General features: G+C 71.5%; 11 protein-coding genes. All 11 read right to left on the reverse strand.

The window, feature by feature from the left end:
* Window positions 1–124 precede the first annotated feature (124 nt).
* Window positions 125–1423 carry an AI-2E family transporter gene (locus H6A23_RS08145; RefSeq protein ID WP_204831695.1) on the reverse strand — a complete coding sequence of 433 codons (1299 nt, stop codon included), beginning with the start codon at window positions 1421–1423 and terminating at the stop codon, window positions 125–127.
* Between the two features lie 14 nt (window positions 1424–1437).
* Window positions 1438–2283 carry a SigB/SigF/SigG family RNA polymerase sigma factor gene (locus H6A23_RS08150; protein ID WP_204831696.1) on the reverse strand — a complete coding sequence of 282 codons (846 nt, stop codon included), beginning with the start codon at window positions 2281–2283 and terminating at the stop codon, window positions 1438–1440.
* On the reverse strand, window positions 2273–2641 hold the full coding sequence (locus tag H6A23_RS08155) for an ATP-binding protein (protein ID WP_204831697.1): 369 nt from the start codon (window positions 2639–2641) through the stop codon (window positions 2273–2275). Before H6A23_RS08155 ends, H6A23_RS08150 begins: the two co-directional genes overlap by 11 nt.
* Complete coding sequence (locus tag H6A23_RS08160; RefSeq protein WP_204831698.1) at window positions 2641–3192, reverse strand: hypothetical protein; 552 nt, start codon at window positions 3190–3192, stop codon at window positions 2641–2643. Before H6A23_RS08160 ends, H6A23_RS08155 begins: the two co-directional genes overlap by 1 nt.
* A 53-nt stretch (window positions 3193–3245) precedes the next feature.
* The gene (locus H6A23_RS08165; protein ID WP_204831699.1) at window positions 3246–4619 is read right to left on the reverse strand and encodes a replication-associated recombination protein A; all 1374 of its coding nucleotides are present in this window, start codon (window positions 4617–4619) and stop codon (window positions 3246–3248) included.
* A gap of 224 nt (window positions 4620–4843) precedes the next feature.
* Window positions 4844–5863: an alpha/beta hydrolase gene (locus H6A23_RS08170; RefSeq protein WP_204831700.1), complete on the reverse strand. Its 1020-nt coding sequence runs from the start codon at window positions 5861–5863 to the stop codon at window positions 4844–4846.
* 387 nt (window positions 5864–6250) lie between these two features.
* Window positions 6251–7498 (reverse strand): deoxyguanosinetriphosphate triphosphohydrolase family protein, encoded by a 1248-nt coding sequence (locus tag H6A23_RS08175; RefSeq protein WP_204831701.1) that lies wholly within the window; start codon window positions 7496–7498, stop codon window positions 6251–6253.
* 9 nt (window positions 7499–7507) lie between these two features.
* Window positions 7508–8899, reverse strand: coding sequence for a hypothetical protein (locus tag H6A23_RS08180; protein WP_204831702.1), 1392 nt, complete (start codon window positions 8897–8899; stop codon window positions 7508–7510).
* Between the two features lie 190 nt (window positions 8900–9089).
* A complete protein-coding gene (locus H6A23_RS08185; protein ID WP_204831703.1) occupies window positions 9090–10898 on the reverse strand; it encodes a GNAT family N-acetyltransferase in 1809 nt (602 codons plus the stop codon).
* Window positions 10899–10969: 71 nt separating this feature from the next.
* Window positions 10970–11743 (reverse strand): metallophosphoesterase family protein, encoded by a 774-nt coding sequence (locus H6A23_RS08190; protein ID WP_204831704.1) that lies wholly within the window; start codon window positions 11741–11743, stop codon window positions 10970–10972.
* 110 nt (window positions 11744–11853) lie between these two features.
* A partial coding sequence (locus H6A23_RS08195) for a very short patch repair endonuclease (protein ID WP_204831705.1) occupies window positions 11854–12371 on the reverse strand: 518 nt, incomplete at its 5' end.

Here is a 12371-nt window from a genome sequence, read left to right on the forward strand (position 1 = left end):
CCCCTACGCTCGGGCTTCTCTGCATACACAATCGCATGATTATAGCGCAGGGAAAACGCCGGCGAGAAGGACGGGCGTGACAAAGGTCCCGGAGGAATCTGTCAGGTCGGGCGACGGCCCCTCCCTACCCCTCGTCCTTCTCGCCCGAGCGCAGGCGCTCGACGAGCCGCTCTATCGGGCGCTTGGGGCGCGGGGCGGCGGTGGCGTCCGCGCCCTCGCGCGGCGCCGGCATGATCTCCGACTCCGCGAAGCGCTCCTCGCCGAGGGCGTCGCTCGCGGGGACGGGGTTGCCGGAGGCGTCGTGGAAGGGCGTGCCCTTGAAGAGCGCGCCGTCGTAGGACACGACCTGCTCGCCCGTGCGCGTCTCGAAGTAGAAGACGAAGAGGCCCTTGGCGATGGCGCACAGCGGTATGGCCACGACCATGCCGAGCGGCCCCATGACGGCCGAGCCGATCATGATGGCGAGCAGTGACAGCACGGGGTGGATCTGCATCGTGGACTGGTTGATGCGCGGCACGATGAGGTTGTCCGTGACGTTTTGCGCCACCATGGCGGCGACCATGGTCCAAAACGCCATCGCGGGGCTGTAGAAGAGCGCCACGCCGGTGGCCACGATCGCCGAGATGGACGGGCCCACCACCGGGACGAAGTTCAGCACGCCGGAGAGCACGCCCATGAGGCCCGCGTAGGGGTGGCCGGCGAGCATGAAGCCCACGCACGCGAGGCTGCCCTGGATGATGGAGTCGATGAGGGTGGAGCGCAGGTAGCCGCCCACCGAGCGCGACACCACCGCGAGCGTGACGCGGTAGTTCTCCGAGCGCCGGGGGCCGAGCACGAGGCAGATCTCGTCGTTGATGCGCGGGTAGTCGCACACGAGCCAGAACGCGAAGACGAGGCCGAGAAACACGGTGAAGACCGCCGACGCGATGTTGCTCACGGCGGGGACGAGCCCGTTGCTGATGGCGCCGAGCAGCGCGGAGACGAGGCCCGAGAGGATGCTCTGGAGCGAGCTCACGAGCGAGCTCGTGTCCACGTACTCGCCGATCTGCTTGAGGATGTCGTGCTGACGCTCGAGCTCGGCGAGCCACGACCCCATCTCGGAGATGCGGGCCGGCAGGTCGCGCAAAAGGTCGGTCATCTGCGCGAAGAAGAGCGGGATGATGAGCGAGAAGAGCAGCACCACCGCGAGGGCGACCACGATGACGCCCAGGATGGAGGCGATGCCGCGCGGCACGCGATGGCGCGCGAGCCAGTTGACGAGCGGCGAGGCCACATACGCGATGAGGCAGCCCGTCGCGAGGAACAGAAGCACGCTCGAGAGCCGGCCCAGCACCATGAGCGCGACGGCCGCCACGAGGATCGCCCCCACGACGGTCCACACCCTGAGGCAGGCAAGTCGCACGCGCGCCGCCCTCTGATCCATGTCTCTCCTCCCCGTTACCTGTTTGGCTGCCTATTTGGGGACAGGCGGCCCTCCGGATCGATCTTGTCCTGGATGCGGCGCAGCGTCCGGCGCAGGAGGCGCGAGACCTGGACCTGGGAGATGCCCAGGCGCTCGGCGATCTCAACCTGGGTGAGTCCGTCCTCGAAGCGCATCTTGACGACCTCGCGCTCGCGCGGGGAGAAGTCGGCGACGGCCTGCTCGAGCACGATGCGGTCGTCGGTGGCGGCGAGGTCGGCGTCCTCGGTGGCGTAGTGGTCTATGACGGAGGGGGCCTCCTCGTCGTCGGAGGACCCGCCGCCCTCGAGCGGCACCGAGCTGTAGGCGCTCGAGGACTCCATCGCCTCGAGCACCTCGTCGACCGAGGCGCCCAGGTGGTCGGCTATCTCGGCCACGGAGGGGCTGCGCTGCAGCTGGTTCACCAGCTCGTCGGTGGCCTGGTTGACCTTGGCGGAGAGCTCCTGCAGGCGGCGCGGCACGCGCACCGACCAGCCCTTGTCGCGGAAGTGGCGCTTGATCTCGCCCATGATCGTGGGCGTGGCGTACGTGGTGAACTCCAGCCCGCGCTCCGGGTCAAAGCGGTCGATCGCCTTGATGAGGCCGATCGTGCCCACCTGGACGAGGTCCTCGAGGGACTCGCCGCGGTTCTTGAACTTGGACGCGAGGAAGCGGACGAGGTTGAGGTGGCTCACGATCAGCTGGTCGCGCGCCTCGGCATCCCCCTGCTCCTTGTAGCGGCGGAAGAGCTCCCGCGTGCGGTCCTTGTCCCAGGCGGCCCGGCCCGCACGCGCGCCCGAGCCCGCGCGGGCGGCGCGCCGCTCGGAGAGGTCCCTACTCGCCATGGGCGTCCCCCGCCCGCTTGACGAGGTGCAGGACGCGACCGTCCTCGGAGACGGAGAACACGTCGCACACGGCGGAGAGCAGCACCTCGACGAGGTCGATGGACTCGTCGTCGGGCTCCTCCTCGCCAAGCGAGAAGTCCATCGTCATGGCGTCCGGCGCAAGCGAGAAGGACACGTCGACGGCCTCGGGCGCCGTCGCGCAGGCGTAGACGAAGCCCTCCTCCGCGACCATGCGCACGTCCTCCACGTCATCGACGCTCATGTCGCAGCAGACGGCCAGGGTGGAGGCCGTCATGCGGACGGAGCGGGCAAATCCTGCCTCGGCGGGGACGCAGAGGCGCACGTTCTTCTCGGTCATCACTGCTCCTGCTCGGTGTCCTCGGTTGCGGGGGCGTCGGCGGCGGACACCTCGCCGTAGTCGACGTAGCGGACGGGGGCGCGGTCGGGGCGCGCGGCGGGCTCCACGTGCCCGGCCTCCGCGGCCTCCTCGAGCTGGGCCGCGCGCTCGGCGGGGCCGGACCCGGTGATCCGGGACACGACGCTTGCCACGCCGGAGGCCGCGCTCTCGGCCACGCGGTTGACCGCGCCGGTGACGCTCGATGCGGTGCCGGAGACCGAGGAGACGTCCGCCAGGATGCCGTTCAGGCGCTCCACGGAGACGTTGGCCGCGGCCACGGCGCTCTCGGCGCGCTCGGCGAGCGGGGCCATGTGCTTGGCGGCGGGCTCGAGCTCGTCGACCACGCCGTCGAGCTTGGCCACGACCGGCTGGACCTGCTCTATGAGGTCGTTGGCCGAGGTGGCGACCTTCTCGATGTCGCGGCGGGCGCTGCGCGCCGCGAGGGCGATCTCGACGACGGCCCACACCCCGACGACGACCAGCACGAGCAAAGCGATTTGCAGGTAGTCCATAGCGCCCTCCTTAGAGCGTCCGTCCCGGGGACGTGGTGCCCCGAGCTTTCATTCTACCCAAGTGCGCCGCCGTCATTCCCGCCCTTCTCGGCGTCCGCGACGTCGCGGCCGATCGCCTCCTGCCGCCAGGCCTCCCAGCCGCGCGGGCTCGCCTGGTAGAAGCACCCGCGCTCGAGCCCCTCGGGCAGGTAGCGCTGGGGCACCCAGCCGCCCGGGTAGTTGTGCGGGTAGAGGTAGGGGCCGTACTCGTCCGAGCCGGGGCGGTGCCGATCGCGCAGGTGGCTGGGCACCTCGCGCCGGGGGCCTCGGCGGACCTCCTCGAGCGCGGCGTCGATGCCCGCCTCCGCGGCGTTGGACTTGGGCGCGAGGGCGAGGTAGGTGGCCGCCTGCGCCAGGTTGATGCGGCACTCCGGCATGCCGATGACCTCGGTGGCCCGGAAGGCGGCGTGCGCGACGAGCAGGGCCTGCGGGTCCGCGTTGCCGATGTCCTCCGAGGCGCAGATCATGATGCGCCGGGCGATGAACTTGGGGTCCTCCCCCGCGTCGAGCATCCGGGCGAGCCAGTAGAGCACGGCGTCCGGGTCGCTGCCGCGCATGGACTTGATAAAGGCGGAGATGACGTCGTAGTGCATGTCGCCGGACTTGTCGTAGGGAAGCCCCCGGCGGGGGTTGGCCTCGACGACGTGGTCGCGCGTGATGCGGGGCGGGGCGGGCGCGTCCTTCTCGCCCGCGGCGGCGCCCCCCTCCGGGGCGTCCACCATCTGGGAGGCGAGCTCGAGCGAGGTGAGGGCCGCCCGGCCGTCGCCGCCGGCAAGGGTCACGATCTCGTCCTCCGCCTCCGGCGTAAGCTCGAAGCGCCCGGCCAGGCCCTCCGGCGCCGCCACGGCGCGGCGGACGAGCTCGCGGACCGACGCGTCGTCGAGCGCGGTGAGCTCCACGACGCGGCTGCGCGAGATGAGGGCCGAGTTGACCTCGAAGTAGGGGTTTTCCGTGGTGGCGCCCACGAGGACCACGATGCGGTCCTCGACGGCGTGGAGCAGCGCGTCTTGCTGGCTGCGGTTGAAGCGGTGGATCTCGTCCACGAAGAGGATGGTGCGCCGGCCGAGCGTGAGCAGCCGGGACTCGGCGGCCTCGATCTCGCGCCGGAGGTCCTTCACCGTGCCCGTGATGGCGCTCACCTCGACGAACTCCGCGTGCGTGGAGTTGGCGATGATCCGCGCGAGCGTGGTCTTGCCCGTGCCGGCCGGGCCGTACAGGATGACCGAGGAGAGCGTGTCGTGCTCGATGGCGCGCCTGAGCCACGAGCCCGGGCCCACGGCCTGCGCCTGGCCGACGTAGCCGTCGAGCGTGGTGGGCCGCATGCGCGCGGCGAGCGGGGCGTTGTCGTTTTTGCGCGCGGTCTCGACGCGCGTGAACAAGGTATCCATGGGAACGATTGTACGCCATTGAGCGCAGGGCCGCCCGCCTCCCTCGGAAAACGAGGGGTCTCAGCAGGTCAGCCCACGCACCCAGACGGGCGCGGCGGCGCCATGGCCGTGCCCGGCGTCGCCCCTCGCCCCGTAGTCCCTCCGGGCTCCCCTGAGCCGATCGCGGCCCCTTGTTCGACCGCCCACCTCAAAGGCGCGCCTCCAATCTGGAGGTCAATGGTGCGCTATGGCAGCGCGTTCAGATGCTTCTCGACGAAGGCGTCCACCGTGGACCAGTAGAGCTCGGGATCGGTGCTCGCGGAGAGGCCGTGGCCGGCGCCGGGGACGACGAGCTTCTCCTTCTGCTCGCTCGCGCAGGCCTCGTAGCACTCGTCGAGCATCGAGAAGGGCACGAAGTCGTCGGCATCCCCGTGGATGAAGAGCATGGGGACGCTCGACTTGCGCAGGCTCTCCACGGCCGACGCGCTCTCGAAGGTGTAGCCCGCCCGCAGCAGGCACGCCGCGTCGGCCACGTTGAGGATGGGAAAGCTCGGCAGGCCGAAGACCTCGCCCAGCTGGAGCTCGAACTCGTCCCACACGCTCGTGTAGCCGCAGTCCTCCATGATCAGGCGCACGTTCTCGGAGAGCCCGTCCAGCCCGGAGGCCGCCATGACCTCGAAGCCGCCCATGGAGGTGCCGAAGAGCATGATGCGGGCCTCGGGGTCGGCGGCGACGATGTCCTCGACCCAGCCGAGAAGGTCGTGCGCGTCGGCCCAGCCCATCTGGATGAGGCCGGTGTCGACGTTGCGCTCGTGCCCGCGCGCCGCGGGCGTGAGCACGTTCATCCCCATCTGCGCGAAGTGGTAGGCGTACTTGGCCATGTCGGCGGGCTCGCCCGCGTAGCCGTGGCAGACCACGGCCCAGGTGTGCCCGTCCGCGTAGGCGCCCCCCTCGGCGCCGTCGAGCCGCCAGCCCAGGAGCGTGGCCCCGTCCGAGGCCACGTGCGCCACGCTCTCGCGCGAGGCCTCGAACCACGCGGCGGCCTGCTCGGCGTAGGCGGCGTCGAGCTTGGGGGCCTCCTCGTACTCCTCCGAGACGGCGACCTCGCCCGAGTCCATCGAGCGCGCCATCGAGACCTCGGCGTGCGGGTTGAGCGCAAAGTCCACGAGGAAGTTGCCCACGAATCCCAGGCCCACGAGCACGAGCGCGACGAGCGCGCCCGCCACCGCGGCCACAATCCTCTTGGTCCTTCTCGTCAGCGCCATGCAGTCCCCTCTCCCCAGGCCGGAGGCCATTCTACCCGTGCGGGCAGGCATGTCAAAGCGGTGACCACCGCCCGAGGGGCGCCGCCCCGCCAGGAGGGTCGCGCGATTGGGTGGATGGGCGGCGCCGCGTCCGCGGAGGGGCCTCCCCGCGCGTAAACTCCCCTCCGTTGGGTGGCATCTTTGATGCCCGGTCCGCGCCCACATCAAGGATGCCACCCAACGACAGCAGGAACCTGGCGGATGAGGGCCTCCCAGGGCCCGGGAGGGCATCGACGCGAGGAGGGCCATCAAACGTGCCGCCCAATCGCACCCGGTTTGCGCGGGAAGAGCCAACGTAGCCGCCACGAGGCAGCCAACCTGACAAAGTGCCCTGACACCTTTGTCAGGTTACGGGCGGACGGCGGCCGAGAAGTACCCGCGGCTCGGGAAGAGCTCCGCCGCGTGGGGGAAGAGCGCCTCGCAGGTGGCGATGAAGTAGTCGTCGGTCATCGCGGAGATGAAGTCCACAACGGTCTGGTCGGGGTCGGACTCCCAGTCGTAGGCGCGGCCGTAGTACGCGAGGCGCCGCTCGGTCGGCGCCACGTGGTGCGCGAAGATCGCCGCGGACTCGTCGCCGGCCGCAAGCGCTGCGAGCTCGTGGTCGTAGAGGGCCGAGAAGAGCTCGCGGACCTCGGCGGAGAAGTCGCCGTTGACCTCGCCCGCGCCGTAGATCTTCTCGTAGTTCTCGCGCTTGGCGCGGCGCATCTCGGCAAAGCCCTCCGGGCTCATCTCGATGTGGTCGCGGCCCACGCTGTGCTCCACGACGTCGGCCACGAAGGCGGAGAGCGCCCAGGCGTTGTAGGCGCCGCCGAGGCCGTCGTCGAAGGTGTCCTCGGAGCAGAGGCCGGCACGGATGGCGTCCTGGCGGTCCTTGCCCACGTAGGCGATGATGTCGGAGACGCGCACCACGCATCCCTCGAGCGTCATAGGGCGCAGGTGGGAGATCGTCTCGTCGCCGCACTCCCAGCAGGAGGCCACCACGCGGTCGAAGGTGTCGAACTCCGCGAGGCCGCTCGTCTCAAAGGCCTGCTGCTCGAACTCGCCGTTGTGGCAGAGGGCGCCGTCGAGGGTCTGCAGGCTCACGTTGCGCCCGGCGAGCACGTCCACCACGCGCACGCTCTGCACGTTGTGGAAGAACCAGCGCCCCGTGCGGGCGTGGAAGACGTCGTTCAAGAAGCGCTCGCCGGCATGGCCGAAGGGCGTGTGCCCGAGGTCGTGCGCGAGCGCGATGGCCTCGATGAGGTCGAGGTTGAGCCCGAGGGCGCGCCCGATGTCGCGCGCCACGCGGGCCACGAGCTGCACGTGCAGGCCGCGCCGCGCGAGGTCGTCGTTCGCGCGGAACGAGAAGACCTGCGTCTTTCCCGCCATGCGGTTGTAGGCCGGCAGGTGCACGACCTTCTCGGCATCGCGCACGAAGGCGGGGCGGACGCAGGTGTCGCGGTCGCGGTCGCAGGAGTCGCGGCGGATGGCGGAGGCGTCGCGGCAGGCGAAGGGCGAGAGCTCGCCGGACGCGAGCCGCTCCGCGACGGCGGACGTCGCCGCTTCGGAGAGTCTCCCCGTGAGCCCGGGCGCGAGCCTGTTCTCGCCTTCCGCCATGTCAGCCCCCTACTCGTTGACGACGAGGCAGCCCATGTCGAGGCGGTGCCCCCACTCGCCCATGACCCCCTCGTAGGCGCAGCGGGCGTAGACGCCGCCGAACTTGCCGCGGAAGAGGAAGAGGCCGAGCAGGTTGTTGACCTCGACGGGCTCGGCCGGGTCGGAGCCGTCCGGGCGCGGGGTGGCGCCGCCCACGATGACGGGCGTGCGGTAGGCCGGGTCGAGGCGCTCGATCGTGGCCCCCTCCTCGCACGCGGCGAGAAGGACGCGCCACCACTCGTCGCGGTCCATGCGGTCGACGCCGGCGACGGCCTCGGGCGCGCGGTAGGCGCCGGCGGGGCGCACGAGCCAGCCGTCCTGCTCGGAGAGGTAGCGGTTGATGTCGCTGTCGCGCGTGAGGACGTGCGCCTCGGGGACGTGGGCGCGCACGAAGGCGAGCTCGATCGGGTCGAGGACGGACTCGGCGGCCTTGGAGTGCAGCACGGCAAAGAGCGAGTTCACGGAGGCCGGCCAGGTGCGGAAGCCACCGATCACGCAGGCCAGGCCGCGGCGGGCCGCCTCGACGAGCGCGTCAACGCCCTCGCAGGGCTTCTCGAGCATCTCGCCAACGAGGGCGCGGCGGTAGACGCAGGCGATGGGACCCTGGGAGTCCACGAGGCGGCGCGTGCCTGCGGCCTCCTCGATGCGCAGGTCGCGGATGTCCACGAAGCGCGCGAAGACGCCCTCGTCCGCCATACGCTCGATGAGGTCGGCGAACTCGCCTTCCGAGGCGCTCTCGGCGTAGTCGACGATGCCCACGACCGGGCGCTCGGGGTGGTGGGTGCCGGTGTCGGCGTTGGCCCAGGACTGATAGGTCTCGCGCAGCGCCGCGAGCAGGCCGTCGGCGATGTCGAAGGTCTCGATCGAGCGGTGGCGCTCGGCGAAGCGGCGGTAGGACTCGGTGCGCTGGATGGCGCGGGTCACGTCGACGGCCACGGTGGTGCCCACGGCGCTGTCGGTGGAGACGCCGGCGAAGGTGAAGTCGCCGGTCTCCTCGTTGAAGAGGACGTCAAGACGGGCGAAGGGGATGACCTGCTCGTAGCCCGTGGGGATGAGCGTCAGCTCCTCGGCCTTGGGGTCGAGCCCGAAAAGCGCCCTCAGGTCGGGGTCGACGAGGTAGCGCTCGGTGAGCTTCTCGAGGATGCGACCCATGGTCTCGGCCGCCTCGGACAAGATCTCGATCTCAGCGGTGCCGAGGACCTTGGGCGTGAGCGCCCACGTGGACGTGCCGTCGTGCTCGACGATCGGGTGCGCGGCCTCGAGGTAGGCGTCGCCGGCGGCGCGGCCCTCGGCGTCGCCGCCGAGCTCCCTCACGATGTCGCAGAACTCGTCCTCGAGCGCACGGCCCCTCAGCTTGCTCATATATGCTCCAAACGGTCTGGTATCTGATCACGCGCGCGGGTCCCCGACCCGTCACGCGGCGAGCATTGTAAGTGTTACCAGCGAATATCACAATTATTACAGCGTTTTTGCGCGAAGATTTTATCGATTTGTGGACCCTTGGTGGAGCGGGGGCGCCCGTCCTCCCGGGCCGCGGGCGGCCCCGCGCCCCCTACGAGACGAACCAGAGCGCCTCCGCCGGGCGCACCTCGAAGCCCATGGCGCGCTCGAGCGCGAGCGAGGCGTCGTTGTCCGGCCAGACCTCGGCCCAGGGGAGCTCGCCCGCGGCCAGGTGCGCCGCGACCTTCGCCGCGACGAGCGCCGTCCCCCAGCCCTCGCGCCGGTGCCCCTCGAAGACCTCGAGCATGCCCATCGAGCCCTCCTCGTGCTCGCCCACAAAGCCCACGATCCTGCCGCCCTCGAAGCCGCCGAGGAACCTCCCCGCCTCAAGCGCCGCCTCGAGCTCGCCGGGCGCGAGGTACTCCGGATGCGCGTAGCGCTCGCGCACCACGCCCGCATAGGCCGGGGTGAGCACGCGGATGTCGCGCGAGGGGTCAATCGGGGGCGTGCCCTCGCGCCACACGACCACGTGGCAGGGACGCTCGCGCCCGCCGAGGGCGCGGGCCACCTCGCGGGCGAGCGCGCGCTTTCCGCAGACGCAGGTGACACCGCCCGCGGCGCCGAGGCAGGTGAGCGCCCGGCGCACGAGCCGGCGGCTCGGCCCGGCCACGATCCGCATGCCTCCCGAGAGGCCCACCACGATGGCGCCCTTCTCGGCGAGAAGGACCTCGCCCGCGCCCCGGCGCAGGCACTCCGCGAGGGGCAGCGCGTCCTCGCCGAGGCCCTCCGCAAGCTGGAGGGCGCGCTCGCGCCGCACGGCGGGCTCGTCACACGTGGCGTCTATGACAAACGAGAGCCGCTCGGCCATCATCTCCTGCCCGAGGGGGCCGGGGTGGTCCGAGCCGTCCGCGAGCAGCTCCGGGAGGCGCCCCGCGTCCAGCAGCGGCGCGGCCTCGACGAGGCGCATCCGCGGGTGGGCGCGCACGGCGGCGCGGATGATCGCGTCCACCGCCGCCGCGCAGCTCCTCGGGTGGGTGGGGTAGACGTCCTCGGTGTGCGGCGGGCAGGTGAGGACCCAGATCGGCGCCTCGGGGAACGCCTCGTCGAGCTCGTAGAGGTAGGTGCGCACGTCGCGCTCCACGCGCGCGGCCTGGCAGGGCTCGTAGCGGTAGTTCTCGCCGAACTCCACGACGACGGCCGCCGCGTCCGCGCGCTCGGCGAGCCCGACGAGCGAGCCGGGCTGGAAGACCTGGCCGCCCAGCCCCTGGTTCACGAGGTCGAGCCCCAGGTGCTCCGCGAGAAGCGCGCACCAGGAACGCGACGGGTCGCGCGCGACGAAGCCCTGCGCGATGGAGTCCCCGAGCACGACGAGCTGCCGGCGCGCGGCCACGGGCTCGAGGTAGGTCCCGTCGCAGGTGACGGTGCGCACGGCGCACGAGGTGAGGCACGGCAGCCAGATGCGCACGTGGTGGGGCTCCCCCATGCCGGGAAGGTGCTGGAGGCCGGGCTCGGGACCGGCCGCGGGGTCGTCGAGGAGCCACGTGACGAGGTTCTTCTCGTCCGGCTGCGCAAGCGGCAGGCGCCGTCCGTCCACGACGGCGACAAGGCCGTCGAAGGGCGGCCGCGGGCCCTGCGGGTGGCGCTCGACGTCCGCGAGCACGGCGGCCGCCCCGCGCGGGATGGGGTCCATGCGCGCCTCGAGCGCAAGGCGGGTGGCGTCGGTCTCCATCTCGAGGCAGACCCCCGCCGTGGCCACGGCGAGCTGCCGGTAGAGCCCCGGGTGCCAGGCGCGGACGCTCCCCACGGCGCGCAGCTGCTCCGGGGCGAGGCGCGCCGGGCGGACCCAGCCGTCCTTCTCGGTTGTGAAGCCGAGCGCGCCGTGGAGAAACCCCGACGCGCCGGCGCTCATCTCAAGGCCCATGTTCTCTCTCGAAGTTGCCTAAAAGGGGCCTGTCCCCTTTTAGGCAAGTATTGTGGCACAAGCCGGCGAGACTACTCGCCCTCGCGGACCGGCTCGTAGAACTCCTGCTCGTCCTCGAGCCTCAGGACGAGCACCTGGCCCAGGCCCGCGCCCGCCGCCGCGGCGCTATCCACGTCCCAGCGGTCCGCGCCCACGCGCACCATCCGGGCGAGTCCGTCCGCGCCTACGGCGGGGCGGTCCACCTCGTGGGCCATCCGCTCGAGGTAGGGGGTCGGGGTGTGGCCGGCCACCACCACGGGGCCGCGCGCGTCCCCGCCCGAGAGGCCCGCCGCCGCGCCCCAGAAGTCCTCCCGGATCCACGTGAGGTCCTCGGGGTCCTGCGCCGAGAAGAACGCCTCCACCGCCGCGTCCCCCCACGCCTCCGGCGCGACGCGGCCGAGGCGCACGCCCGCGTGCACGAGGAGGAAGAGCCGCCCCTCCACGCGCGCGCTCGACCAGCGCGGCAGGCCGGCAACCCAGTCGATGAGGTCGTTGGCCTCGTCCTCCTCTATCTCGGAGAGGCCGGCCGAGGTCATGGCGCCGCCGTTGAGGCCCCAGTTCATGGCCGCGAAGCCGTCGCCGGGGTTGCCCACGCACTCGATCATGAGGTCCTCGTGGTTGCCCATGAGGGCGGTCGCGTTGGGAAGCGAGCGCACCACCCTGAGGACGCCCACCGGGTCGGGCCCGCGGTCGATCATGTCGCCCAGGCAGAAGAAGCGGTCGTCCGCGGAGGGGGAGATGCGGTCGAGGGCGCGCTCGAGCGCGGCGCGGTGACCGTGCACGTCCGAGAACACGTAGGTAGACATCCCGGGCCCTCCCTGACCGAAGCTGCTCGGGGCACGACGCCCCTCCAGCAAGCCTACACCCTCCCCGCGCCGATGGGGGCGCTCCGGCGGGCGAGCGGCGGGGGCAGAGCCTAGGAGCGTCGCGTTTTGCGGCGCGAGCGGCGCATGCGGAGCACCCAGGCCGGCGCGGAGCCGACCTCGATGACGCGGGCGGGAAGCCGCCCCTCCCCCGCCGCGCGCACCACCGAGACGACCTCGCGCATGGTCGGCTCGAGGCGGGCGCCCTTGAGGCGGCACTCCCACACTACCACGACGGTCCAGCCCGCCTCCACGAGCAGCGCGCTGTCGCGGGCGTCGCGGGCGCGGTTGCGCGCGAACTTGTCCTGCCAGAAGGCCGAGTGCGTCTTGGGCCGCGAGGGCGAGCAGTGCGGGCAGCGGTGCCAGAAGCACCCGTGCACGAAGATGGCCACGCGCCGGCCCGGGAAGCACACGTCGGGATGACCCGGGGCCTTCCTCCAGTGGAGCCGATAGCCCGTGAGGCCTGCCTCCCGCAGCGCGGCGCGCACCGTGAGCTCGGGCTTGGTGTCCTTGCTCCGGTTGGCCTGCATGACGTGGCGGGTGGCCTCCGAGCTGTCTCTTATACACATCT

The organism is Olsenella uli (genome assembly GCF_016900775.1).
Taxonomy (GTDB): domain Bacteria; phylum Actinomycetota; class Coriobacteriia; order Coriobacteriales; family Atopobiaceae; genus Thermophilibacter; species Thermophilibacter uli_A.